The organism is Acinetobacter nosocomialis (genome assembly GCF_041021905.1).
GTDB lineage: Bacteria > Pseudomonadota > Gammaproteobacteria > Pseudomonadales > Moraxellaceae > Acinetobacter > Acinetobacter nosocomialis.
In genome coordinates, this window is sequence record NZ_CP157432.1 from 2,036,383 (window position 1) to 2,060,998 (window position 24,616).

The 24,616-nt window shown below is 38.1% G+C and carries 22 protein-coding genes and 1 pseudogene; 11 read left to right on the top strand and 12 right to left on the bottom strand.

Annotation, left to right across the window (positions count from 1 at the left end; translation table 11 throughout):
• Window positions 1-90 precede the first annotated feature (90 nt).
• The 3 genes from adeR to ABLC00_RS09430 all read left to right on the top strand — a co-directional run bounded on the left by adeR (window position 91) and on the right by ABLC00_RS09430 (window position 3,235).
• Window positions 91-834 carry an efflux system response regulator transcription factor AdeR gene (gene adeR, locus ABLC00_RS09420; RefSeq protein ID WP_016805173.1) on the top strand — a complete coding sequence of 248 codons (744 nt, stop codon included), beginning with the start codon at window positions 91-93 and terminating at the stop codon, window positions 832-834.
• Between the two features lie 30 nt (window positions 835-864).
• Window positions 865-1,932, top strand: a complete 1,068-nt coding sequence (adeS, locus tag ABLC00_RS09425; RefSeq protein ID WP_033847062.1) for a two-component sensor histidine kinase AdeS — start codon at window positions 865-867, stop codon at window positions 1,930-1,932.
• Between the two features lie 94 nt (window positions 1,933-2,026).
• A complete protein-coding gene (locus ABLC00_RS09430; protein WP_004832869.1) occupies window positions 2,027-3,235 on the top strand; it encodes an IS256-like element ISAba26 family transposase in 1,209 nt (402 codons plus the stop codon).
• A 40-nt stretch (window positions 3,236-3,275) separates the two neighbouring features.
• Here the strand turns inward: ABLC00_RS09430 and ABLC00_RS09435 are convergent, their stop codons facing one another.
• On the bottom strand, window positions 3,276-3,686 hold the full coding sequence (locus tag ABLC00_RS09435; protein ID WP_033846587.1) for a hypothetical protein: 411 nt from the start codon (window positions 3,684-3,686) through the stop codon (window positions 3,276-3,278).
• 203 nt (window positions 3,687-3,889) lie between these two features.
• Here ABLC00_RS09435 and ABLC00_RS09440 point away from each other — a divergent pair, with 203 nt between their 5' ends.
• From ABLC00_RS09440 to ABLC00_RS09450, 3 genes are all read left to right on the top strand, one after another.
• Window positions 3,890-4,534, top strand: a complete 645-nt coding sequence (locus tag ABLC00_RS09440; RefSeq protein ID WP_004708743.1) for a TetR/AcrR family transcriptional regulator — start codon at window positions 3,890-3,892, stop codon at window positions 4,532-4,534.
• A gap of 141 nt (window positions 4,535-4,675) precedes the next feature.
• Entirely contained in the window at window positions 4,676-6,310 is a 1,635-nt protein-coding gene (locus ABLC00_RS09445) for an MFS transporter (RefSeq protein ID WP_033854624.1), read from the top strand.
• 13 nt (window positions 6,311-6,323) lie between these two features.
• Window positions 6,324-7,403 carry an HlyD family secretion protein gene (locus ABLC00_RS09450; RefSeq protein WP_032041252.1) on the top strand — a complete coding sequence of 360 codons (1,080 nt, stop codon included), beginning with the start codon at window positions 6,324-6,326 and terminating at the stop codon, window positions 7,401-7,403.
• Between the two features lie 50 nt (window positions 7,404-7,453).
• On the opposite strand, the gene ABLC00_RS09455 is transcribed toward ABLC00_RS09450, so the two are convergent.
• Complete coding sequence (locus tag ABLC00_RS09455; RefSeq protein WP_016654076.1) at window positions 7,454-8,353, bottom strand: LysR family transcriptional regulator; 900 nt, start codon at window positions 8,351-8,353, stop codon at window positions 7,454-7,456.
• Between the two features lie 109 nt (window positions 8,354-8,462).
• Here ABLC00_RS09455 and ABLC00_RS09460 point away from each other — a divergent pair, with 109 nt between their 5' ends.
• The 3 genes from ABLC00_RS09460 to ABLC00_RS09470 all read left to right on the top strand — a co-directional run bounded on the left by ABLC00_RS09460 (window position 8,463) and on the right by ABLC00_RS09470 (window position 11,294).
• Window positions 8,463-9,386, top strand: a complete 924-nt coding sequence (locus ABLC00_RS09460; RefSeq protein WP_004887191.1) for an alpha/beta hydrolase — start codon at window positions 8,463-8,465, stop codon at window positions 9,384-9,386.
• A gap of 86 nt (window positions 9,387-9,472) precedes the next feature.
• Entirely contained in the window at window positions 9,473-10,231 is a 759-nt protein-coding gene (locus ABLC00_RS09465; protein WP_033854627.1) for an SDR family oxidoreductase, read from the top strand.
• A 22-nt stretch (window positions 10,232-10,253) separates the two neighbouring features.
• On the top strand, window positions 10,254-11,294 hold the full coding sequence (locus ABLC00_RS09470) for an NAD(P)-dependent alcohol dehydrogenase (RefSeq protein WP_033846580.1): 1,041 nt from the start codon (window positions 10,254-10,256) through the stop codon (window positions 11,292-11,294).
• A 179-nt stretch (window positions 11,295-11,473) separates the two neighbouring features.
• On the opposite strand, the gene ABLC00_RS09475 is transcribed toward ABLC00_RS09470, so the two are convergent.
• Window positions 11,474-11,992, bottom strand: a complete 519-nt coding sequence (locus ABLC00_RS09475) for a GNAT family N-acetyltransferase (protein WP_004887184.1) — start codon at window positions 11,990-11,992, stop codon at window positions 11,474-11,476.
• A 186-nt stretch (window positions 11,993-12,178) separates the two neighbouring features.
• On the opposite strand from ABLC00_RS09475, the pseudogene ABLC00_RS09480 reads away from it, so the two are divergent.
• Window positions 12,179-14,118, top strand: a pseudogene (locus tag ABLC00_RS09480) (AAA family ATPase).
• A 69-nt stretch (window positions 14,119-14,187) separates the two neighbouring features.
• On the opposite strand, the gene ABLC00_RS09485 reads toward ABLC00_RS09480, so the two are convergent.
• The 3 genes from ABLC00_RS09485 to ABLC00_RS09495 all read right to left on the bottom strand — a co-directional run bounded on the left by ABLC00_RS09485 (window position 14,188) and on the right by ABLC00_RS09495 (window position 17,100).
• On the bottom strand, window positions 14,188-14,736 hold the full coding sequence (locus ABLC00_RS09485) for a TetR/AcrR family transcriptional regulator (RefSeq protein ID WP_004887179.1): 549 nt from the start codon (window positions 14,734-14,736) through the stop codon (window positions 14,188-14,190).
• A 727-nt stretch (window positions 14,737-15,463) separates the two neighbouring features.
• Window positions 15,464-15,772, bottom strand: coding sequence for a helix-turn-helix domain-containing protein (locus ABLC00_RS09490; protein ID WP_004887177.1), 309 nt, complete (start codon window positions 15,770-15,772; stop codon window positions 15,464-15,466).
• The gene (locus tag ABLC00_RS09495) at window positions 15,769-17,100 is read right to left on the bottom strand and encodes a type II toxin-antitoxin system HipA family toxin (RefSeq protein WP_004887176.1); all 1,332 of its coding nucleotides are present in this window, start codon (window positions 17,098-17,100) and stop codon (window positions 15,769-15,771) included. The genes ABLC00_RS09490 and ABLC00_RS09495 overlap by 4 nt, the downstream gene beginning before the upstream one ends.
• Window positions 17,101-17,395: 295 nt before the next feature.
• Between ABLC00_RS09495 and ABLC00_RS09500 the strand changes: the two genes are divergently transcribed.
• Complete coding sequence (locus tag ABLC00_RS09500; protein ID WP_004887174.1) at window positions 17,396-17,836, top strand: HD domain-containing protein; 441 nt, start codon at window positions 17,396-17,398, stop codon at window positions 17,834-17,836.
• Window positions 17,837-17,871: 35 nt separating this feature from the next.
• On the opposite strand, the gene ABLC00_RS09505 is transcribed toward ABLC00_RS09500, so the two are convergent.
• From ABLC00_RS09505 to ABLC00_RS09530, 6 genes are all read right to left on the bottom strand, one after another.
• Window positions 17,872-18,516 (bottom strand): hypothetical protein, encoded by a 645-nt coding sequence (locus tag ABLC00_RS09505; protein WP_004887171.1) that lies wholly within the window; start codon window positions 18,514-18,516, stop codon window positions 17,872-17,874.
• An 11-nt stretch (window positions 18,517-18,527) separates the two neighbouring features.
• A complete protein-coding gene (gene surE, locus ABLC00_RS09510) occupies window positions 18,528-19,499 on the bottom strand; it encodes a 5'/3'-nucleotidase SurE (protein ID WP_079377104.1) in 972 nt (323 codons plus the stop codon).
• Window positions 19,500-19,731: 232 nt separating this feature from the next.
• On the bottom strand, window positions 19,732-20,895 hold the full coding sequence (locus ABLC00_RS09515; RefSeq protein ID WP_004887169.1) for a hypothetical protein: 1,164 nt from the start codon (window positions 20,893-20,895) through the stop codon (window positions 19,732-19,734).
• Window positions 20,888-22,216 (bottom strand): TolC family protein, encoded by a 1,329-nt coding sequence (locus ABLC00_RS09520; protein WP_033854629.1) that lies wholly within the window; start codon window positions 22,214-22,216, stop codon window positions 20,888-20,890. Before ABLC00_RS09520 ends, ABLC00_RS09515 begins: the two co-directional genes overlap by 8 nt.
• Entirely contained in the window at window positions 22,213-23,799 is a 1,587-nt protein-coding gene (locus ABLC00_RS09525; RefSeq protein ID WP_004887165.1) for a GH3 auxin-responsive promoter family protein, read from the bottom strand. Before ABLC00_RS09525 ends, ABLC00_RS09520 begins: the two co-directional genes overlap by 4 nt.
• Window positions 23,796-24,584: a hypothetical protein gene (locus ABLC00_RS09530; RefSeq protein WP_170318192.1), complete on the bottom strand. Its 789-nt coding sequence runs from the start codon at window positions 24,582-24,584 to the stop codon at window positions 23,796-23,798. The genes ABLC00_RS09525 and ABLC00_RS09530 overlap by 4 nt, the downstream gene beginning before the upstream one ends.
• Window positions 24,585-24,616 lie beyond the last annotated feature (32 nt).

Consider the following 24,616-nt stretch of genomic DNA (forward strand, 5'->3'; position numbering starts at 1 on the left):
GGGATAATCGCTAAAGTGTGGAGGAAGTGTGGAGAAACACGGATAATTTAGCGTATGATGGATTGAAGTGCTTTAATAGATAGATTTTCTATGTTCGATCATTCTTTTTCTTTTGATTGCCAAGATAAAGTTATTCTTGTGGTAGAAGACGACTACGATATTGGCGACATTATTGAAAATTATTTAAGACGTGAAGGAATGAGCGTGATTCGTGCCATGAATGGAAAACAGGCCATTGAATTGCACGCTAGCCAACCTATCGATTTAATTTTACTTGATATTAAATTACCCGAGCTAAACGGCTGGGAAGTATTAAATAAAATACGCCAAAAAGCTCAAACTCCCGTGATTATGCTAACGGCGCTCGATCAAGATATTGATAAGGTAATGGCACTACGCATAGGTGCAGATGACTTTGTGGTTAAGCCATTTAACCCAAATGAAGTGGTCGCTAGAGTTCAGGCCGTATTAAGAAGAACTCAATTTGCAAACAAGGCAACGAATAAAAACAAGATCTATAAAAATATTGAAATTGATACTGACACTCATAGTGTTTATATACACTCTGAGAATAAGAAAATCTTGCTTAATTTAACGCTGACCGAATATAAAATTATTTCATTTATGATTGATCAGCCACATAAAGTCTTTACACGTGGTGAACTCATGAATCATTGTATGAATGATAGCGATGCACTAGAACGAACCGTAGATAGCCATGTCAGTAAACTTAGAAAAAAATTAGAAGAACAAGGAATCCTTCAAATGTTCATTAATGTACGTGGTGTGGGATATAGACTAGATAATCCACTAGCTGTGAAAGATGATGTCTAAATAATATAAAAATATAGCTAGGGAATATTCATGAAATATAAGTTAGGAATTAGCAAACAGCTTTTTATCGCACTAAGTATCGTTAACTTAAGTGTTACCCTATTTTCTATTTTAATGGGGTATCTGGTTTATAATTATGCGCTTGAAAAAGGCTGGATTACTTTAAGCTCAATTCAAGAAGACTGGACAAGCTTCCACCTTGTAGATTGGATCTGGTTATGTACCGTAATCTTCTGTGGCAGTATGATTTCCTTAGTGATCGGTATGCATCTTGCGAAGCGTTTCATTATACCGATTAATTTCTTAGCAGAAGCAGCCAAAAAAATTAGTCAAGGCGATCTCTCTGCTAGAGCTTATGATAATCGAGTTCATTCTGCTGAAATGTCAGAACTTTTATATAACTTTAATAATATGGCTCAAAAGCTAGAAGTTTCTGTTAAAAATGCACAAGTTTGGAATGCTGCCATAGCCCATGAGCTAAGAACTCCCATAACCATTTTACAAGGTCGATTACAGGGAATTATTGATGGTGTTTTTAAACCTGATGAAGTTCTTTTTAAAAGCCTTTTAAACCAAGTTGAAGGATTATCACACTTAGTCGAAGACCTACGGACTTTAAGTTTGGTCGAAAACCAGCAACTCAGGTTAAATTATGAATTGTTTGACTTTAAGTCGGTACTTGAAAAGGTTCTCAATGCATTTGAAGATCGCTTGCAACAAGCGAAGCTAGTGCCAGAACTAGATCTGACAACGACTCCTGTTTTTAGTGACCGCCGTCGTATAGAGCAAGTTTTAATTGCTTTAATTGACAATGCTATTCGTTATTCAAATGCAGGTAAACTTAAAATTTCCTCAGTAGTTGATTCACAAAACTGGACATTGAAAATTGAAGATGAAGGCCCCGGAATTGCAACCGAGTTCCGAAATGATTTGTTTAAACCTTTCTTTAGATTAGAAGAATCAAGAAATAAAGAGTTTGGTGGTACAGGCTTAGGACTTGCTGTTGTACACGCAATTATTGTGGCAATGAAAGGTACTATTGAATACAGTAGTCAGGGTCCAAAAAGTATTTTTACCATAAAAATTTCTATGGGTTAGCGAGAAAAACCTTAGCGTTGGGACTGTTCTAAATTTTGTGTAAGTACTTAATTTTCATTTATCCTTCAGAGGATAATTACAAAAGGTACTTCACATGGATGAAGCAACAATCAAAAGTATGGCTGCCGAATTGGCTAAAGGTCTAAAAACACCAGAAGACTTAAACCAAATGACAGCAGTCTTTAAAAAATTCATGATTGAAACTGCACTCAATACTGAACTTTCAGACCATCTCGGTTATGAAAAGCATCAGCCCAAGAAAGGCTCAAATAGCCGTAATGGGTTTAGTTCTAAAACCATTACAACTCAAGATGGACAACTGGCTTTAGATATTCCCCGTGATCGAGAAGGTTCATTTGAGCCACAAATTATAAAAAAGCACCAAACACGCATCACCAGTATGGATGACCAAATCCTCTCACTGTATGCAAAAGGAATGACTAATAGGGAAATTGTAGCCTTCTTCAAAGAAATGTACGATGCCGATGTGTCAGCATCTCTCATCAGCAAAGTTACCGATGCTGTGATTGAGCAAGTGACTGAGTGGCAAAATAGAGCCTTAGATAGCCTTTATCCTGTTGTCTATCTTGACTGTATTGTTGTCAAAGTCCGTCAGCACTCCAATGTGATTAACAAGTCCGTATACCTTGCTTTAGGCATCAATATGGATGGGCAAAAAGAATTACTGGGTATGTGGATTGCTCAGACAGAAGGTGCCAAATTCTGGCTGTCAGTCATGACAGAGCTAAAAAATCGAGGAGTACAGGACATTCTTGTTGCCTGTGTAGATGGATTAAAAGGCTTCCCTGACGCGATAACCTCTGTTTACCCTCATACTGATATTCAACTGTGTATCGTGCATGTTGTACGCAATAGCCTGAGATTTGTAAGCTGGAAAGACTACAAAGCTGTTACGTCGGGTCTGAAAGCGATTTATCAGGCAAGTACAGAGGAAAATGCTTTAAAATCCCTAGACATCTTCTGTGATCAATGGAATCACCAGTATCCCAAAATTGGAGAATCCTGGCGGGCCAATTGGGAAAATATCCGAACGATCTTTAGCTATCCAGCCGAAATACGTCATGCAATTTATACAACAAATGCGATTGAGTCGTTGAATAGCGTAATACGCCATTCAACGAAGAAAAGGAAAATCTTTTCATCTGATGACTCAGTAAAGAAGGTCATTTACTTAGCAACATCAAATGCTGCGAAGAAATGGACGATGCCAATTCAAAATTGGCGTTTAGCAATGAATTGGTTTACGATTCAGTTCGATGATCGATTAAAAGATCATTTATAAAAAATGGAACTTACACAAAATAATTTACAGGCTCTTAGCGTTACAACTCTTCACTCTCATTTATTTTTCTACGAATTTCTTCTCGCCACTTTGTGGCGTTTTCCTGTTGTTTATTTAAGAGTACACCTAACACATAAGCGGTGACTGCTGCCCCAATTAAGGCAATGCCGGTTTCATAAATAATATCTATCACAAACTCGAGCACGCCTTCAGACAAAAAATCTAATGTGCCAGAAAATTTGAGGAATTTCGCTATAGCAACCACAACAATCCCTAAGAAAGCACCCGTCCACAAAAATACTTTATGGATGTTTATAGGCGCTGTGACTTGATCAATTTGATCGGGATATTTTCGGTAGTACTCAACCTCATCTTCGGTTACTTCCGACGAGGACTTAAATAGTAATTTAATAAACAACTTATCTTGATCAAGTTTTGTATTTTTCTTCATAGATGCGATGTGTAATAAGTCTTTTAACATTTAATGTTATACATTTTTTTCTTTATTAAGTAAGAGGTTTTGTGTTCTGTGGCTGTTCGAAAAACTTCGGTTTGCATAAGCCAAACACCATTAAGCGCTATAAATTTATAAAATTGACTTAATATTCATTTTTAAATACAATAAAAATGAATAAATAATCACTTTTATTAACTATGACTGAGCCTCAGCTTGTAAAACGTAAACGCAGCCCTAGCCTCGAAAAAACACAAGCCACCAAAGAAGCTATTCTTCAAGCTGCCCGTATCCATTTTGCAGAGGTAGGTTTTGCTAAAGCCAAAGTTAGCGATATTGCGAAGAAAGCAAACATTGCCAATGGTACGATTTATTCTTATTTCAAAACCAAAGAAGAACTATTTGAAGGTGTGATTGAAGACATCCTACAACAAGATCTTCGTTTAATTCGGGCTACAGATTTACAGGAAAATCAAACTGTTTATTCTTTTTTGCTAGAACATCTAGATAAAATTGTGGGTACTGTTGAAAAATCTGGCCGAGATGGCATTTCACGATTGGTCTTAAAAGAAGGTGAAAATTTTCCAAATATTAAGGAAATTTACTTTCGACGCATCCTTTCCCCATATTTGGTTGAATTTGAAAAATTAATCCAAATTGCTATAGATCGTAAAGAAATTGCACCTGTAAATACAAAAGAGTTTTCACTATTACTCATTGCACCCACATGGATGGGTGTCTTATATAACGGCATGCTACAAAATATTGAGACAATCAATATCAATAATCTTTTCCGTACAAATTTATATGCGCTATTTCATACAAATTTTCATAAGCTCGAATAAGCATAGAAATATGCTCATTTCTTAAGAACGAAGCGTACCCAGCTCTCGTTCTTTTTTACGTTCTCACTTATCTAAACGATTGCATTTTAAATGCATCGGTAGATTTTTACGCCTTAAATTTGTGAAGCAGAGGCTTCAGTTATGCAAAGAACGCCAAAATATTTAGAGCCTATGCCTAACTGGACGGAAACAGAACGTCCGGCATTGATTGGCTCACCTGCCTCAATTGAGCATCCGAATCACCTGAGAGTGGCTTACTTATTTATTGGTGTATTTATCGCACTCTCGGCAAGTCTAGGAAATGGTTTAATTATTTCCAATGCTTTGCTCTTCCAAGGTGAATTTAGTCTTACCCCAAGTGAAGCAGCTTGGCTTCCCGCAGCTTTCGTTATTGGAAATACTGCTGCAAATTTATATGTCATTAAAATTAGGCAACAGTTCGGACTTCGTTTGTTTGCTGAAATCAGTTTGGTTCTATGCTGTATCTGTATTGGTTTACATTTACTTGTAAATAGCTATGAAATGGCTTTAGCGGTTCGATTTTTCGCAGGTATTGTCGCAGCTCCTCTGACTTCGATGAGCGCACATTATGTTATCCAGTCCTTTAAAAAACCGTCAGCACTGAAAGGTATTTATGTCATTTTAGGTTTACAACAGTTTGGTTTACCTTTGGCATGGATGATTTCACCCGGTATTACTCATGGTGAAGGATGGACAGATTTAGCCTATTTTGAACTTGGTCTTTATCTATGCTGTTTAGCAATGGTGGTTAGCCTCAAATTACCGCGTAGTATCCGAGCTGCCGTATTAGAAAAAGCCGATATTTTTCCACTTCTTTTTATCTTTCCTGCCATAGCCTTATTCAGTGCAGTACTTGTTCAAGGCCCTATTGTTTGGTGGTTTAACAACACTTGGATTGCTTATGCCCTTGCTTTGGGCTTTGTCCTCTTAATCATTGGTCTTGTGATTGAACATCATCGCCAACATCCGCTCATCGTGACCCAATGGCTTGTCATGAAATCGACGCTTACGTTTATGATCGGAGCCTTTTCAATTCGCATTCTCATGTCAGAACAAAACTATGCGGTCGGACATTTTTTACAAGCGATGGGCTTATTACCCGAACAATTAGTAGGACTCTACGGCATGATTGGGCTGGGTGTTCTCGTTGGAAGCGTTGCAAGTATCTTAACGTTTAAACAACACTTATTAATGCAGCAATTACTGGTTGCAGAACTGCTTATTCTGATCGGTTGCGGTTTAGATCTTGGTCTTACGCATGATATTCGACCTCATAATCTCTACCTTTCGCAGTTTTTGATTGGCTGTGCAGGCGGCATTTTTATGGGACCACTCGTATTGATTGGCTACTTCCGTGTACTACAACACAGCCAATGGAGTGTGGTGACTTTTGCGGTGTTATTGGGAGTTACTCAAAACTTAGGTGGGTTAATCGGTACGTCTTTCTTTTCAACCTATCAACAACATCAAACTCGTCTACATCAAAATGCGATCTACACAAATCTAGATACAACCAATGCTACGGTAGAGTCTCGACTTCAGCTATATAGCAGTCAGGCTCGACAAAACAGTACCGATCCCAATTTTCAGCAGAATTATGCACAAAAATCTTTAAATCAAGTTGTTACCCGTGAAGCTCAAGTTCTCGCATTTAATGACGTGATCAAAATCAATGCGCTACTGGCAACCCTCGTATTTATCTTTGGCGTGACTTCATTGTTATGGACGCGTTATAGCGCACGCAAACAAGCATGAGTGAGTAATTAAAATGGCTGAACAAGCACAAACACTGGGTTCTTCAGCTCAGTTTAGTTCCAAATTAATTAAACCGAAGAAATCGACCCTTATTATTATGGCAATTGTACTATTGGTCGGAGTACTGTTTATTTTCAGGGCTTGGCACTTACCGCCATTTGCTCTAAACAGTGAACAAACCGATAACAGCTATATTAAAGGTCAAACCACGATTTTATCTTCACAAATCAATGGTTATGTAAAACGTGTTTTAGTGAAAGATTTTGATCATGTCAAAAAAGGTCAACCGCTCCTGATTATTGATGCCCAAACCTATGATCAAAAAGTAGTTCAGGCACAATCAATGGTTGAACAAGCAAAAAATAATTTGGCCAATCAACAACAGACTATTGCACAGCGTCAGGCCGATATTGCCTCAGCACAAGCAAAAGTAGATCAGATTCAAGCTGAATATGATCTTTCTGTAGCTGAGTCAAAACGTTATTCGCAATTAGGAAGCTCTGGTGCTGCTTCACAATCCGAACAAGATAAAGCTTTTGCCAATGAAAGAAATAATTTGGCACTTCTTAAACAAGCTTTAGCAAATTTGTCGGTTGCAAAAGAGGCTTTAAAAACGGCGCAAGTGGCTAAAGTCGGTTTACAGGCCGAGGTTAATAATGCCCAAGCTCAACTGGATCAGGCAAAAACAACTAAAAATTATAGTGTGATTTATGCACCTATGGATGGACAGTTGGGTGAAGTCAATCCACGTGTTGGACAATATGTATCAGTGGGTTCTCAATTGCTTTTTTTAATTCCCCAAAAGACTTGGGTGATTGCCAATTTTAAAGAAACCCAAATGAAAAATATGCGTATTGGTCAAAAAGCTACTTTTACGGTCGATGCGTTAGGCCATCAAAAATTCACAGGTCATGTAGAAGAAATTTCACCTGCTGCCGGCTCTGAATTTAGTGTCATTAAACCGGATAATGCGACAGGAAACTTTACCAAGGTGGTACAGCGTATTGCGGTGCGAATTGCGATTGATCCAAATCAAAAAGATTTAAATCGCTTAAGTCCGGGAATGTCCGTGATTACCACAGTAGTGAATTAACACTGATTATTTCCAATGAGTGCGCTTAAGAAGATCAATCTGATTAAGCGCTATGCCTTATTAAAATTTTCTTTTAATGCATTGATTAAGATATTTAATAAAGGCGCTTGCTCCCGTCTATGCGGATAATACAGGTGATACGGTTCATAGCTATGTCGCCAATCTTTTAATGTTTCTTCCAGTTCACCACTTTCAATATAAGGCTGAACCATATCAATAGGTAGATAAGCGATTCCTACTCCACTTCTTACTGCTTGAAGCACGGGAGATAAGGTTGTAAAAACAATTTTAGCGTTAACGTTAACACTCTGCGTTTTATTTCCTTTGGTAAATTGCCAACGATAAAGTTCACCATGTGTGGGTAACCTTAAATTGATACATTGATGTTCAACTAAATCTTTTGGTTGCTTAGGATGGCCGTAACGTTCTAAATATTCTTTGGTCGCCACTGTCAGCATTTGTATAGGATCACTAATTTGTAAAGCGATCATATCTTTAGAAACCAAACCGCCTCTTCGAAGCCCTGCATCAAAACGACCATCTACAATATCGACCAGACCATAATCAGAGGTAATTTCGACTGAGATTTTTGGAAATTGTTGTATGACTTTTTCAACGGCGGGCCATAAAACAGTCTGGATGCCATATTCATCGGCACTAATACGTAATGTTCCTGCCGGATCATTTTTTAAAGCACTAAGCTGATTCATGCCATGTTCTATTTCTTCGATGGCAGGTTGAATCAAGCTAAGCAGATATTCACCTGCTTCTGTCGGTGCGACACTTCTGGTGGTTCTTGATAATAGCTTTATACCAATTCGATCCTCTAAATTACGGAGTGTTTGGCTAATCGCTGATTGTGAAGTTCTAAGTTTTGCAGCCGCACGAGTGAAGCTTCGCTCCTGTGCAACCACAATAAATGTATGCAAATCATTCAAATTTTCTTTCATTATTTATAAGTATTCAATATAAGTGCTATCTCATTATAGTGGATTATCATAATGAATCACTAGGGGTATATTGGTTTCATCAAGATAGTTCTTCTCTTGGAGAAAAATGATGAAAACTGTAACTTTTAAAAATAAAGATATTGATGTTTCTGCAACTATACGTTTTCCAAAAGATTTTGATGAAAACAAAAAATATGCAGCGATTGTATGCGCCCACCCAATTAGTAGCTGTAAAGAACAAACTGCCGGCGCAATCTATGGTGAAAAACTTACTGAAGCTGGGTTTATTACTTTAGCATTTGATGCATCGTATCAAGGTGCTAGCGGTGGCGAACCACGTTTCCTTGAAGACCCTGCAACACGTGTAGAAGATTTCCGCTGTGCAGCCGACTATTTAACAACGCTGGCTTATGTCGATGAAAACCGTATTGGTGTATTAGGCGTATGTGGTGGCGGTGGTTATGCTGTTAATGCTGCTATGACTGAACGCCGTTTTAAAGCAGTCGCAACTGTGGTTGCAGCAAACTATGGTCGTTTAATGCGTGAAGGCGACCAAACACCTGAAGCTGCGATTAAAACTTTAGAAGCCATTGCAGCACAGCGTACTGCGGAAGCTCGTGGTGCCGAACCATTTATTACCCAGTACATTCCAAACTCACAACAAGAGCGTGAGCAAGCTGGCATTCATGATATTGATATTAAAGAAGCTGTAGATTACTACAAAACCCCGCGCGGTCAGGCAGAAGGTTCACCAAATAAACTTCGCTTTTCAGGCTTAGCGGCTGCTGTTGGCTTTGATGCGTTTCATTTGGCAGATCACCTACTCACCCAACCCTTACAAATTGTGATTGGTGGAGTTCCGGGAGGCTTCGGTTCATATCGTGACGGTTATGAGCTATATAGCAAAGCGGCTTCTAAAGATAAAAACCTCTTTGTGGTTAAAGATGCAAGTCATTATGACTTATATGATCAACCTGAACCTGTTGCTCAAGCCTTAGAAAAAATTATTCCATTTTTTCAAAAACATCTTTAATTCATAAATTGGAAAGTTTCTCAAGCAGGGAAACTTTCCACTCCCTTCACCTCGTGTTTCACCCTCTCTTTATAAGCTGAATATATATGAAAACTGTTCTTATCACTGGTGCCAGCTCGGGTATCGGTAAAGCGCTGAGCTATAAATTTGCGGCTGAAGGTTTTAATTTAATTATTGTTGCCCGCCGCGTTGAGGTACTTGAGCAAATCAAACAAGACATTGAATCAAAATATCCTGCCATTAAAGTTTATGTTGAAACTGCCGACTTAAGTAAAGACGGTAGCGCCAAACAACTTTATGAAAAGCTAAATTCTTTCCAGATTGATGTTCTTATTAATAATGCAGGCTTTGGCGATTATGGTTTCCCATGGGATGTTAACCTTGAGAAAGCCAACGATATGATTAACCTGAATATTAAGGCTTTGACGGATTTATCTTTGCTGTATGTAAAAGATTATGCAGACAAAGATTCAACCTTAATCAATACCGCTTCCATTGGTGGATACGCCCAATTTGATATTGCAGTCACCTATTGCGCCACCAAGTTTTATGTTGCCTCGTTTACCGAAGGTCTAGCTTTAGCTATGCAATCTCAAGGCAAAAAAATGCGAGTTAAAGTCTTGGCACCGGGTGCAACGGCAACCGAATTTGTAGGCCAAGCTTCTGTTAATGGAGGCATAGATGGCGACCACCTGTTTAGTCCAGAAGCATTTATTAGCGCCGAACAATTAGCGGATTATGCCTATCAACTGTATCAAAGCGACAAAGTGGTTGGCATTGTCAATGAGCAAAATGGCTTCGATCTCAAAGATCTTATTTACCCTCGAGTAGTTCTTGGCTCATAAATTCAAAAGTTGAGATTTAAAGATGAAAACTTATGGCTATGCGGCTGTAGAGCAAGGTACGTCCCTTGTACCTTTTACATTTGAACGTCGCAACTCAAATGGCGATGACGTGACAATCGAGATTTTATATTCAGGCGTCTGCCACTCAGATTTACATATGGCAAAAAACGACTGGGGACGCGCGGTCTACCCGTTGGTTCCCGGTCATGAAATTGTTGGCAAAGTAATTGCCATTGGTCGAGATGTGACCAAGTTCAAAATTGGTGATCATGTCGCCGTGGGAACTTTTATTGATAGTTGTATGGCGTGCGATCAATGTCAAAAAGGTGAAGAGCACATGTGCCGTGAAATCCTGACCGAAACCTATAATGGTCAGGATCGTGTCACAGGTGAAAATACCTATGGTGGATACGCCAAACATATTGTCGTGAAGGAGCATTTTGTTTTAAGCATTCCGGACCGTTTAGATATTTCGCGTGCAGCACCTTTACTATGTGCAGGCATTACTACCTATTCTCCTCTACGTACTTGGAATGTTGGCCCCGGTACTCGTGTAGGTATTATCGGGCTTGGTGGTTTGGGTCATATGGCAGTAAAACTTGCTGTAGGCCTAGGTGCAGATGTCACGGTACTTAGCCGTTCAAAAAATAAAGAAGCGGATGCTTTGCAATTGGGTGCCCATCATTTGTTAGATACTTCAGATGAGGCTGCCATGCAACAAGCATTGAATGGCTTTGATGTGATTTTGGATACAGTGCCGGTAAAACATGATATTAACCCTTATATTCCATTATTAGATATTGATGGAACTTTTGTAGTGGTTGGGCAATTAGGGTTACTTGAAGAGCCGTTTACCGTTCCAATGATTATGGGCCGCCGTCGAATTGCAGGCTCTATGATTGGCGGTATCGCTGAAACTCAGGAAATGTTGAATTTCTGCGCCCGTCAAAATATTTTACCTGACTGTGAAATGATTCGTATGGATCAAATTAATGAGGCATTTGAGCGCCTAGAACGTTCTGACGTGCGGTATCGTTTTGTCATTGATATGAGCACTTTATAAACTCAGATAGTTTCTGACTAAATTTTCTAGTTGAGAGTTGTTTCCTTTCTAAAATCAGCGCAAAAGATTGAAGATAATACCCCTCTCAGCTAGAAATTTTTAACTGAATATTTATTTGAAAAGACTTTGAATATAAAAATTAAGTGATCAATGAGTTGCTCTATAGATACTTATAGCAACTAAACAAGCTGCTTATAATAAATGGCTGTGCCGTCATAGTTCCCGTTTGAGCTTAATGCGAAACTTGGAATTACACCTACACGAACAAATCCAATTTTGCTATATAAAAGTTCGGACACATCGCCTTCACGTGTATCTAAAACAAGTAATCGCAAGCCCTTTTCTCGTGCAAAATTTTCTAGTTCATTCATTAGTAATGTTGCTATCCCTTGTTTTCTTGTAGATGTGAGCACCATGAGTTTTTCAACTTCGGCTCTATGAACGCCGTTCTTTTTACTTACTAAGGATAATTGGACACTACCTACGATTTTTCCTTGTTGAATGGCAATCCATAGACGGCTACTACCTTGTGCTAATTTATGGTTGACCTCACCCCAATAATTTAAAACATCGTCCTTTTCTACGGGAGCTAAGAAACCGATTGAAGCTCCGCTATTAATAGAATCTTCTAACAGTAGCGATAAGCCTTCTTCATAATCGCCAATTTCATTTATTTCTAAAATTTCAATATTTTTCATATTTCTTCTCAAAGTTATTTGAAAAAAATTTATTAGGATGGTTCGCAATCCTTAATTAGATTTAGCATGTGTAGAAAAGACAACTTTCAATTAAGCAATTTTCTCATCATTGTTAATATTTTCATAGTTTTATATACTAAATTTATATGATTAATTAACTTAGCCTATAAATTTCAGAGTTTTCAAATGAACAAAAAATTATACTATTGGGGGCATGATTTAGATCAATATTCTTCTGACAATGTGGAAGACTATGGCGAAATTATTGAAATAAAGCGTCTAAATTTTTTTATCGGTAAAAATAATTCTGGAAAAAGCCGTTTTCTTAGAAATTTATTTATTTCCGATTATCCTAGCAATTTTTTTAGACATATTGAAATTTTAAAAAATATCAAAAGATTGAAAATTTTATGTTAATTAACGATTTTTCTCAACATCGTGAAAAATTAATAGAAATGAAAGGATATTATGATGCTTTTTTCACAAACTCTAAAATAGGTAATTTCAACCAACTTATATATTATATTTCAAAAATAGATCAAATGTTTTCCAGATTACCAACGAATTATCGCTCGGAAGCCAATTATCAAGATATTAATTTTAGTCAAGATGATATAGAAAAGATAAATGATCTTTTTCAAGATAAATTTTATATCCCTACTTTAAGAGGTATGCGACCTGTAACAGATATAAATAATAAACAACCTTATCTGGAACGTGCCCAAAAGGATTACTTTCAAGATAAGTCTAGGTTTAATGCTGAAAATATAATTACCGGTGAATGTTTATACTATGAATTAAAAATTCACTTACTTGGTAAACCTGAACAACGTGAACTTATCAAAAAATATGAAGAAAAATTGAGTCAATATTTTTTTGATAATGATGTAGTTACATTAATTCCGATGTTTGGTAAAGATGAGAATGGAAATGAAAATGACGTAGTCCATATTAAAATTGGTGATGAAGAACAATTTCCAATTTATAAATTAGGAGATGGTTTACAACAAGCTATCATTATGACCTATGAGGCTTTTATTAAAAAAGATAAGACTCATGCTTTTTTTATAGAAGAACCTGAACTACACATGCACGCAGGAATGGTGCGTCAGTTAATGAATTTCTACTTAAATGAAACACAGCATTACTATTTTTTTACCACACATTCTAACCACTTGTTAGATATGGTAGATGAATCAGATCAAGTCACAATTCAAAAAATTATCAAAGTATTAGATGATGATAAGACGTTTTCTTTCAAAATTTATAATTGTGACAAAGACCATGAATTATTAACATCTTTAGGAGTTCGCCCCTCATCTGTTTATCTAGCTAATTGTACAATTTGGGTTGAAGGCGTTACTGACAGAATGTATTTATCTAAATTAATGGATAAATATTTAAAGGAAATCGAATTTTCAAAACCTGAAAAGTATAAAAAATACAAAAGCTTTATGCCTAACTTCCATTATACTTTTATTGAATATGCTGGTGGAAACATAACACATTGGAGTTTTATTGATGATTATCCATCAAAAGAAGAGGCACTAAAATTTCTTGAAAATAGCAAAGGCCTGACTGCCAAAGCTATTTCTAAAAATATATTATTATTAGCGGACGGGGATAATGAAGGAAAAGCAAAAAGATTACAAGAATGGGAATCTGAATTAAAACCAGAGAATGTATATATTCTACCTTGTAAAGAAATAGAAAATACATTGGATTCATCGATAATTCATAAGGCATGTTTGATAAAGTTTCAAGGAATAAATAAAACAAAGGATCAAATCACATTAAACGATGAAACCATTATCAATCTAAATCATAGAGGATTTACTAAAGATACTTCTAATTTTGATATCGATCAATTGAATTCTTCTACTAATTTTATAAGTAGTGAAGGTATCGGAAAAATTATTGATGAGATTATTATCAAAGATAAGAACTTATTACTTCAATCAAATCCACCTCGCTTATTTTCAGATGCTTCTGGTACAATTGATGACAAAGTCAGTTTTTGTGAAATATGCAAAATTTTAATGACTTACGAAGATTGGGTGCTTACCGAACCTGCAAAAGAACTTTGCGAAAAGATCTTTAAACATATTGAAGCCTGCAATACTTAATTTCTTCTCAGAAAAGCACCTAAACTTACATTTTTAAAAGGGTATTATAAAATAGCTATAATAATACCCTCACCCCATCCCCCTCAAAAACACCTCCAACCCCCTTTCATCAACTTCATCTGAGCTTAAACGCTGAATGACAGCGCCTTCGATCATATATAAAAATAGTTTGGCATCGGTAAAAGAAGCATCGGGGTTAAGTGCTCTAAGCTGGCTATATATTTCGTTGGTGAGCCATGTTCTATATCTCACGGCGGTTGTATAGGCGTTTGGGTAGTTATTTTTCGTTTCAAAAATGGCTTTAAATAATAGGTAATACAGCCCGTCTATGTCTGCGTGTAAGTTATAGAGCTTTTTGAGTTTATCGGCTGCGCTTGTGTCGTGGTCGTATTCGAGCATAGTGACTACTTTTTCTTGAAGTCGTTCTTTTTGCACCATCAGGCAGATTTCAATAAAGCGTTCTTTAGATTGAAAGTAGTTATAAAACGTCATTTTTGGTATTTCTGACTCTTTCACAAGTCTGTCGACACCCACGATATGAAACCCGTTGTAATGGAACAGCTCAATTGATTTATTGACGACTTTTAATGCACGTGTTGGGAGAACTAAATTTGGCATATTTTTACCGTTATAAATTAAATTTTTTGTTGTATATAAATGAGATATAAAAGCCTTCCACTTTTCTAAAGGTGAAAAAAAGGCGTAGCAAAGCCGTAAAGACTGTGCCTAGCACATCTCAAGTTTTAGTTGTTGATGAAAGTTTTAAGTAATAACGAGTTAAAGCCTGAAAAAGCCTTACGGCGACCAAGCTGTGTTAAATGTTTTAAGCTGTGTTGTTATAGCTTTTGGCAATGGGTGCCAAGAAATGATGGATGCGCAAAGCTAACTCCTTATATATGGAGTTCTGCCAAAGCATAAGATTTATGGTGGCAGAACGAAAGAGGGTTAGCAGACTAGTCACTCAACTAGCACACCCGTAGGTGTCCCTCTCCCGTCCTACCGCTACGGGAAAGAGACGAGAGGTACACATAGAACTATCCCTCAGAAGGAATAAATTCTGATGCGGAGTGAACGGTCTGCTAAAACCGTCTGGCGATGTAGGCCAGCCCGCAAATGGTAATCTCCAATATTTGAAGTGTCAATGTGAAATTGGCTAGAAAATATTTAAATAATTATTATTTTTCATTTAATTACATAATTAAGGATATTCTTAAGTAATATTTACAATCTGCTTTTATATCATTAAGTTAAATTTTAAAGTTGAAAAAATTTATATATTAGATTGGTTCAAAAATTATCATTTTAGTGTTCACAAGCGTTCCCTTGTGAACATTTAAATAGTTTCTTACTCGTTTGGCTTTATAATTTTGCTAACAATATGTTCATGCGTAGGTACAAGCCCTGCTTTTAAACCAAGTGGTTTAAACACTTTATCTAACACAGACTGAGTGAGTTTACCTTTATCCTGCTCAATGTCCGTTAAAGTCCGACGGCTTATACCCACCAAATTAGCATATTGTTCTTGCGACAAACCCAACACATTTTTGCGTAAATACGATAGCAATTGCCCCAAAGTAATCTCACTCAACAAATATTGTTTATATAAATCTATAAGAATCTGCTGACGGTCTTTGGTTTGATTTTTTACATTCATAGCAGTTCCCATCTTTTCAATTTAGCTTCTATGTAATCAAATGACAGCGCTGGCATTTCAATAATTTGTTTTGGTACACCTTTATCAACTAATCGTTGCTTTAAGCCAAGCAGGTTATTCGCCAAAGTCCTTAATGTTGCTAGAGATAAATCGGGATCGCACCAAGGAGCAAGTTTTTGTGTAATTTGCGCCCAACGGTATTCACCACCTTCCTCGTACGGACTTCCCCAAGTCGTCGACCTGGTCACAACTTCCGGATCGGCTTTCATAGGTGCAAAGTCATAAATAGGCGAAAGATAAATTTTTCCAGATTTTTTTAGAAATGATGTATTACGCCCATGGTTATCTGAGTTACCAAAAATGATATTGAGTAAATCTCGTTGTAACCACTCACAAATAAATTGTGGTACATCAAAATCTGAATCAATACTTGTGAGTAATCTACATAGATCTTCAATCACTTCAAAATGATTAAGATGACTGCCAGAAGACTTATTTAGTACCGAATACACAGACTCTAGACCATAGCGGTGCCAATATTGATCACACCATTCTGTATCGAATCTTGGAAGCCACAATGACGGATATTTTGTACCTTCAATGAGCTGCATTTGAGTCGTCTCTATCGTATTGAAACCTAACTCATTGAGTATTTGATAGTAATAATATTCAGCTCTGAGAATATCGCAATCAATCTCGCTACGTTTATTTCGCGGAAATTTAACTAAATAATGCTGATCTGGCTGATCAAATTTTTCTTGGTAGGTGTCAATCCAGACTTTTTGTTCTGGTGAAACACGAATAAGCAACTTGGGAGCTTCACCGCCTGCACCAGTTGCACCACCACTAATTGCTCCCATTTGTTGAGCATATTCCAGAAAATCAATATTACGCTCAGCCACATCTTCCTTACTAAAATAACGTAAGTGCAAGGTTGACTCTGGGTTTAGTGGAGGCAATGCTTCTTTAATTCGTAAATTACCAACAGGTGCCATCCCACCTTTTTCTAATAGAATACTTTCTTGTTCCGCATAGGTTAAGCGTTGTAAATCTAGATAATTCACCCAATAACGGCGTGCAGCGCCAGATGGAACAATATCATCTAAAAAGCCAAACCATGTGTCCGATTCGTGTTTGATAAGAATTTGTACAGGAAGTGATAAACTACAGGCGTGCTCATCTCGTCTGTCTAAATATTGAATTGCATAATCCAATTCATATTCTAGTTCACTGGCGCTAGCCGAACCCAACTTAGGTTTCAGCAGTTTTAGTTCTGCTATATCTATCCAGTTTTTATTTAGTAAAGCCTGTATTGTTAATTTTTTCATTCGTGTAAATGAGCAATTATTTTCTCAAAAATACTATAAAAATAAGTTTTTGTGAATATATTTGCTCAATTTGATTTATTTTAGATAAAAGTGAGCAAATTTTTGCGCATCTCATATTTATAGATAGCAATAATTTATTTATCCGTTTTCATATGTTGAATATTACATTGTGGAGATTCACCAAACAAACGAGAGTATTCACAACAAAGTAGCTTATTCAGTATAAAATTATGACTTAAACTACCCATCTCGCCCATTAGGCCGTGTCATATACTTAAAGTAATAAGAGCAAAAAATGACTCAAAATAAAGTTGAATTGGCAGAGAAATTATCAAAAGAATCGCATCGAGGTCAAAAGTATGGTCCTCATGATTACTTTGATTACCATATTAAAGGTGTGGTCAATTCATTAATCGAGCATCAATTTTCAGAAGTCTATATTATTACCGCTCTTCTCCACGATAGTGTTGAAGACACGCCTCTTACCCTAGAAAAAATCGAAAGCTTATTTGGAAAAGAAGTCCGTGATGCAGTAGATGCATTAACTAAACGTGAAGATGAAACACGCGAAGAATATTTAATTCGTTGTGGTTTGAACCCGATCGCTCGAGTCGTAAAACTTCATGATGCAGCTTTTAATGCGCATAATTCACATAAAGAAAATAATCAGTCACGTGTCGACTATTACCTTCAAACCATGTTAACTGTTTCAACGGCGCAAGATAGGTTGGAATAAAAGACAACGAAATGAATCCGTTGTCTTTTTTATTTTTAAGATTGTGCAAATGCCCAAATGTCTTTTGATGCAACCGTGTCAGATACAAGTCTAAAACTCATAGGCTCTAAATCTTCATCTACCACAACATAACCTTTCGAGTTATTTTTTAGCGCATCACACTTGTTATCGGTAAGTTGATAGTTTGCCGTATTGGCTAATGCACTTTCAGTGATCACACCCGTAAACACACAATTTGGATCTTTCGAGACAATTTTGCCTTGTGCATTCACCTCGGCATTTACCGTTGTTCCATCTGGAAACGATAAATCGTAGGTGCCGACCAATTGATTAAGCAAAAGTTTTTGATCAGCAATTTTTTCATAATGTGCCAATTCAACTGTCATCGCTTGATTAGACTGGTTGCTCTTCCAAGTCTTATTTTTGGCATCGTAGCTCATCACAATCTTGGCACGGTTTTCATCATCATCTAAAACCAATAATTTAGTTCCATCTGCGCCAGAATAGTATTTACCCGCCATAGGTAACTCTTCATCAGTTTCGGTACTAATAATATAAGTACCGACATCTAAGCTTGGTGCTAAGGCAGGTTTTTCAGTCGAGACTTGGTCATCATGATCATTGTCATTACAAGCCGCCAATCCAAACCCAAGGAGTAAAACCAATAAACAACGTTTCATGGTCTTTCTCCTTACTTATTAAATAAGCTTTTTAAACGGATTTTAAGCCATTCTTGACCTGCTGGTCGTTGGTCATAAGCAACTTGCATGGCAGTCACAGCAATTTTGCTTTGCATTACAGCACTTTCATCCGACATTTGAGCGGCAGTTGGTGCCGATGGTGCCGCGTCTATTCCTAAACCAAATTGGTTGTTGCCTTTACTATCTTTGGTCACTTGGAACTTTAATTTATATAAGTCATACGTCCCAATTTTTGAAAATGCAAACGGCGTACTGGTTGTTAAATTTTTAGGGAAATTCACATTGAGGGTAATGCCTTTTGGCAACAACTGGCCCTTGCCTGCCTTAGCTTGTAATTCTTTTAATAACACTACGGTTTGCTTTGCCACAATCGCAGAGTTAGGGTTATTTAAAGTTTTGTCATCTACCGTGTTGGTATCGGCACTTAATGCGATAGATGGAATGCCACGACCTGCTGAAAACTGTACATTGCCAATCGTGCCAGAGTGTACAACGACTTTTCCGACATTTTGGCCTTCATTTGGGCCAGATAAAACTAAGTCTGGTGCTTTACCCCAATGCTTTGGTGCAACCACGTCTAGTCCATAAACGGTTGCCATGACTGGCGTACCATGCGTGTAATTCCAGTCGCCATTGGTATAGCCCGCTTTGGTAAAGGTTCCAGCCGCAGGTGCGCCAATCGGTGCTGCACCATTGTGACAACCGTTTTCAGCCGTAATTTGCTTATCATTATCTGCGTTAATCGTTGTTGAACTGTACATGACAATTGCACCACCACGACCACTTTGTGGTGAACATGGTACAGACACAAGCACGTTATGACCATTTGCTTTTAATTCATCATAGAGTGCTTTGATATTGCTGGTTAGACCGTCATCATTAACCAATAAAATATTTAATGCAAAAGCTTGAGTCGTACACAAAGACAGAATAAGGCCGCCCAATAAACTTTTTTTCATCACTTAACTACCATGTTCTTAAATTTTGATTTGTATAGTAGTTGGGCTATATGTAGGTTTAGTGACTAAGCACTCGTAAAAATCCAAATATTTTTCCATTAAAAATTAAATAATTATATTATAAGTTATTGCTATATTTCTTTTTATCAACTAATTATCAGCCTCATTGTTCATGTTAAGAATGACAAAACCCACTTTCGTGGGCTTCATTAAAAGTATCACCTCAGGCTTTAAATTAAATACGCCCAACTTCTAAGTATGGAATTAGGTTTTTATCAAAATTTGGTCGTGGGTCGCCTTCAAAACTAATAAAGCCATGCATACCCGTTAAACGCTCACCTTTATAAAACTGGTTTAACTGATAACGCGGGTCTTTATGGGAAAGCGTAAAACTCACCACGCCAACACCCTGCTGTTTTGACTTGTTATAGGCATCTTCGAGCATTTTATGATGCAAAGCCAAATCTTCGGGATGGCACATAAGCGTATGCAGTACGTGGTATTGAATAGAGTCGCCAAGTTTAGGCAAACGCATGCCCTTAGTTATTGGCGTCAATAAGTTATAAACGGGTCTAAGCACAGCTATGGCCGAGCTGTAATTTAAAATTTTAGTTTGCTTAATACTATGCTGATCCCACAAGCCAAACATACCCACCAGTTTTTCACCCTTAAAGTAAAGTGAAAAGTCCGAAAGTTTCATCCCTGAAAAATACTGATGACCTTGGGCAAGCTCTTCAAAGTTATAGGCCGGAATAAAGTTATAGTGTTCTGCCATGTCGCGAATAAACTGGTTCATAGCTGGTACATGCTGAGCTTCGGCAACACAGCTACGGATCTCTTGAAGATGACTCTGTTTAGCAGTCTGCTTTAAAAAAGCCGTGACTTTTCTTTTTGCGCCAGTGCTCGTCAGGCTGAGTGTCTCTATAAGCCCTTCATCATAATAATCGGGCATTCCCGTTTTGCCCGTTTGTATAGCGGCGCGTGCGGCATGGTTATCATCAAAAATAATCATCTGGCTAAAGTTAGGTGCGTGCATGGTATCTTTCACATGCTTACCTAATACCTTCACCAGTGATTTACCCCGATAGCTATGATCTACCCGTAAATCGCCCGCGTAGCGTAAGTTTTGTATATTTCGGTCGACATAACAAGGACGATAGCCATTGCTATAACAAGCCACTTTCTTTTGGCTTTCGGTATCTTCAATTACTACATGCAGTTTATGCCGATAGACAATGTCGGACGCCTTAAAATAACTCGGTTCACGCTGAAAGCTAATTTGTATACCTTTGGTGGTCATGGGCACCGCAATTAACTCTCGCAAAGCCTCGTCATCTGCCGAAGTCGCTTCACGGGTAATGAGAGTGTTATTCGCAAGTGGTGTATTTGTTTTATTCATTATTCACCTGTTGTGCGGTATGCATAGGAACCAAACTGTTTAAACGTCCCATTTGGTCGAGTAGCTGATAGACAAACACTACTTCGTCTTGGTCATTTACGGTTTTTTGGGTTTGGGCATCGAGTAGTTTCTGCTCGGTGTTGAGCAAATCAAAAGTGGTTTTGGTGCCGACATCAAACTCTTTACGTGTGTAGACGAAAGCAATAGACGCTGCCTCTATAGCGTTTGCCAGTGCGTCTTTATTTTGTCGGATGGTTTGAAGCTGCGCATAGGTGGTACGGGTACGCTTATTTAAGTCCAGTTCAAGACTTCGTATTTTCTGCTGAGCCAAATCGATATCGGCCTGTGCTTTTTTAACATTGGCCCGATTTAAACCATCGTCATAGAGCGGTACATTAAGCTGCACCCCAACCATATAGTTATTACTTTCAGAACCAATATAACTCGCTTCATCTTGCTTTCCGGCACGGCTGGTCAGCATAACCGTTGGCCAAAGCTCCCGTTTAGTTAAGGCATATTGTTTCTCTGCGGCTTGCATTTCATATTTCGCGCGCATTAAAGCGGGATGGTTCTTGGTTTGCGCCAAAATCTCATCTAGTCCATTCGGTATAGCTGGTAATTGTTTTATTGCAACAAGGTTGTCTGGTGTTGTACCTGTCACTTGGTAAAACTGTGCTTCACTTACAGTCAGGTTAGACTGCGCCTGTGTAATATCGGCTTGGCCTTGGGCGACTTGCGCCAAAACCTGAGCCAAGTCTGCACGGGTAATCATACCAACATCAAAACGGCGCTTTGACTCATATAAAGACCGTTGCAGGTTCGCCATGGTCTTTTGTCTAAGTTCTAAAATGGCTTTCTTTTTTAATACGTCGGTATAGACCATCACGGTATTTAAAATGGTTTCCGACCGTTGATCTGACAAGCCTTGGTGTTGGGCAGAAAGCTGACTTTCGGCAATATCTACACCCAAGCGATGCCGCCCAGAGGTATAAATCGGATAATCTGCCTGTAACTGCAAACTTCGTCCTTTACGGTTTCCTTCAGTTGGAAACATGACTTTTGGCGGTGTATCTATTCTTTCATAGTCAAGTTGCCCGACTAAATTGACTTTGAGCCCATCACGCTGTTTGGCCTGCTCAAGCATAGCGGTAGACTGGTTTACACTTAAACGGCTGACTTCAAGCTGGCTTTCATGTCTTAAACTGGCAGACAACGCCTCGTCTAAAGTCATGGCATGTGTATTGGACACAACCAACACGCCTAAATACAAGGCGTGTCGAAGTGTTAAAAAACGAGTATTAAAGTGCTTCATCCCTTTCATAGTTGTTCCAAACTATTGAGGGTGACTTTCTTAAGTGGCTCAGGCTTGATATTGCCTTCGATAATGCCATCAAACATGACCAGTTTTTTATAAGCATTCCAACCATTATTGGCTTGGCGAATTTGCGGCTCATCAAGCTGTCCCAAGTTTCGCGCAAGTTCATAATGGAAGTTTTGACGCAAAATACTGTCGATATATTCATTGTTAATGCTGTGATGAATTTCACCTTCAAAAAGCACGCAATAAAATGGTTTAACCTGTTGCTCCGTATCAATCGCCAGTAAGGAAATCGCTTTTGACTCGGTTTCGTTTAACTGAGACAACAACTGTTGAGCGGTTTCAGGTGCTAACTTTTCACCGACCAGATCTACACCAAAACGGCGGCCTTGGAACTCAAAACACGGGATTTGCTCTATAAAGCCAGTAACTCGTAAACAGTCATCCAGACAGTAACGCAGTAAGCCATTCCCCGAAGTAATCAGTGGGCTGACCACATCACCTTGTTTAAGTTGCCATGAAGGAACAATTTGGCCTTGTTTCTCACCTTCTAAATATTCAAATTCATAGAAGTGGCTTTGGTATGCGAGTGGGTATTGGTCGTTATAGGGAATGGTGACTACACCTTCCGTCGCCCATAATCCTTTGCCTTCAAACTGAACACTGGGCAATTTCTCTTTTAATTTTTCGGCCCAAGCTTTTGAACCTGCGGTATCCCAACTCGAAACCAGACTTAACTTTGGCCAGAGCTTTTTAAAATCGATCTGTGCGCCGTTTGAACTTGCAATTAAGGCTTGAGCACTTTCAGGGCTATGCGGTGCGGTCACTTCTTTTAATGAATCCTGACGATTGCCCCATTTACCACTTTGCAAAACTTCAATGACTTCTTTTTGCAGTGACTCCAAACGCTCAAGTAATTGCAGCGCAAAAGTCGGACTCCACACCGAAATCATGGCTAAGTTGCGGTTTGCGACCAAATAGCAAATGGTGGCAAACAGTGCATCGTCTGCATTGGCTGCAAAGGCAACGTTACTTGGAACCGCTTGGGTAAACTTGGACAATATACGTTTACCCACACCGAGTAATGCACTGTCATCATTTAGATTTTTATCTTTTAAAACTTCACGCTGACTTTCTGGCAACCATGACACCGACCAGTAGTGTGTACCCGAACTCAGCTGTGGGCATTTACGGTATAAACTTGCCATCCACGGTGCAATCGCATGGTCAAGTTCATCTAAAAACAGCTTGGTGTATGGAATAAACTTGATTTGCTCACTCGAACCACTGGTCGGCTGAAAACGAACCAATTTACTGCTTGAGAGTGAAAGCTTGTGTTCACGGTAACGCTGAATGTCTTCTCGCCAAGCGCTATAGCGAGTGGCAGGAAATGCTTTTACAAACTGCTCATAATTTTGAACCTTCTTATCTTTGGCAAAGGTCGAGGTCTGTAATATCGAATGCAAAATTTGACGTTGTGTGGTCTCTAGGGCATTAAACTGCTTTTGGAAATTACGGTCAGATGCATCACACCATTTTTTTAAAATAAGATGCGAGCCGAGAGTCAGCCATTCATTAGATTTCATTGGATAGCCTCTCTACGTTTTGTTTTATGAGTTACACGGGCTTCAAACTTTCCTTTACTGGTCGGCTTAGTCATCAGCTTTACGGGGAAACGGGCAATATCTTTCCAGCCAAGACGACCAATACACGGCAGTTCTGTACCGGCTTTCCAAGTTGGATTTTTCTGTTCAAAGAAATGAATATTTGGGTTCTTTTCTCTCATTTCGGCAGTAATCGGTGCGACTTCGCCTTTTAGTGGCTGATAGTCATCACCAAAGTTAAGCAAGCCTGCTTCACGGTCATAATATTCACCAAAGAATTTTTCACAGTAGTGCTCAACCACTTCCGAAAGATGTTGGTTTTCATCTTTAATGTTTGGGTAATACACATAGTAATTATTGGCTAGTAAGAGATAGGTCTTATAGCCTTTAGAAATAAGGAGCCAATAAAGTTCGTTAAAAGGATATTTGATTCGGAGCTTAATCATGAGTTTAAGCATAGTGCTTTGTAAACTACGCGTGCCCCAGAACTTCTTCAAAATAACCGTATCACCGCTAAAGAGTACGGTGTAGTCTTTACCGTTTAAATAAAAGTGCTGCACAACAACCGTCGAGAAACCGACTATTTCGTCTGTTTCAGAGTCAAAAATTAAAATCGCACCGCTTTTATTTTCAAAATCATCTACAAAAATAGAAAATCTGGTATTTTCATAATACTGTTCGTAAATGGAATACATCACTTTTAGTCGATCAGTATCAATTTGCTCTTTTTCAAAATATTGCCCATAAGTTGCATTTTTCAGGTTCAATTTTGAAATCAGTTTATATGTTGTATTAATCA

What these genes read in the sequence shown, in the direction of transcription:
- adeR (WP_016805173.1), top strand. Translation starts at nt 91, where the DNA reads ATGTTCGATCATTCTTTTTCTTTTGATTGCCAAGATAAAGTTATTCTT.
- adeS (WP_033847062.1), top strand. Translation starts at nt 865, where the DNA reads ATGAAATATAAGTTAGGAATTAGCAAACAGCTTTTTATCGCACTAAGT.
- ABLC00_RS09430 (WP_004832869.1), top strand. Translation starts at nt 2,027, where the DNA reads ATGGATGAAGCAACAATCAAAAGTATGGCTGCCGAATTGGCTAAAGGT.
- ABLC00_RS09435 (WP_033846587.1), bottom strand. Translation starts at nt 3,686, where the DNA reads ATGAAGAAAAATACAAAACTTGATCAAGATAAGTTGTTTATTAAATTA.
- ABLC00_RS09440 (WP_004708743.1), top strand. Translation starts at nt 3,890, where the DNA reads ATGACTGAGCCTCAGCTTGTAAAACGTAAACGCAGCCCTAGCCTCGAA.
- ABLC00_RS09445 (WP_033854624.1), top strand. Translation starts at nt 4,676, where the DNA reads ATGCAAAGAACGCCAAAATATTTAGAGCCTATGCCTAACTGGACGGAA.
- ABLC00_RS09450 (WP_032041252.1), top strand. Translation starts at nt 6,324, where the DNA reads ATGGCTGAACAAGCACAAACACTGGGTTCTTCAGCTCAGTTTAGTTCC.
- ABLC00_RS09455 (WP_016654076.1), bottom strand. Translation starts at nt 8,353, where the DNA reads ATGAAAGAAAATTTGAATGATTTGCATACATTTATTGTGGTTGCACAG.
- ABLC00_RS09460 (WP_004887191.1), top strand. Translation starts at nt 8,463, where the DNA reads ATGAAAACTGTAACTTTTAAAAATAAAGATATTGATGTTTCTGCAACT.
- ABLC00_RS09465 (WP_033854627.1), top strand. Translation starts at nt 9,473, where the DNA reads ATGAAAACTGTTCTTATCACTGGTGCCAGCTCGGGTATCGGTAAAGCG.
- ABLC00_RS09470 (WP_033846580.1), top strand. Translation starts at nt 10,254, where the DNA reads ATGAAAACTTATGGCTATGCGGCTGTAGAGCAAGGTACGTCCCTTGTA.
- ABLC00_RS09475 (WP_004887184.1), bottom strand. Translation starts at nt 11,992, where the DNA reads ATGAAAAATATTGAAATTTTAGAAATAAATGAAATTGGCGATTATGAA.
- ABLC00_RS09485 (WP_004887179.1), bottom strand. Translation starts at nt 14,736, where the DNA reads ATGCCAAATTTAGTTCTCCCAACACGTGCATTAAAAGTCGTCAATAAA.
- ABLC00_RS09490 (WP_004887177.1), bottom strand. Translation starts at nt 15,772, where the DNA reads ATGAATGTAAAAAATCAAACCAAAGACCGTCAGCAGATTCTTATAGAT.
- ABLC00_RS09495 (WP_004887176.1), bottom strand. Translation starts at nt 17,100, where the DNA reads ATGAAAAAATTAACAATACAGGCTTTACTAAATAAAAACTGGATAGAT.
- ABLC00_RS09500 (WP_004887174.1), top strand. Translation starts at nt 17,396, where the DNA reads ATGACTCAAAATAAAGTTGAATTGGCAGAGAAATTATCAAAAGAATCG.
- ABLC00_RS09505 (WP_004887171.1), bottom strand. Translation starts at nt 18,516, where the DNA reads ATGAAACGTTGTTTATTGGTTTTACTCCTTGGGTTTGGATTGGCGGCT.
- ABLC00_RS09515 (WP_004887169.1), bottom strand. Translation starts at nt 20,895, where the DNA reads ATGAATAAAACAAATACACCACTTGCGAATAACACTCTCATTACCCGT.
- ABLC00_RS09520 (WP_033854629.1), bottom strand. Translation starts at nt 22,216, where the DNA reads ATGAAAGGGATGAAGCACTTTAATACTCGTTTTTTAACACTTCGACAC.
- ABLC00_RS09525 (WP_004887165.1), bottom strand. Translation starts at nt 23,799, where the DNA reads ATGAAATCTAATGAATGGCTGACTCTCGGCTCGCATCTTATTTTAAAA.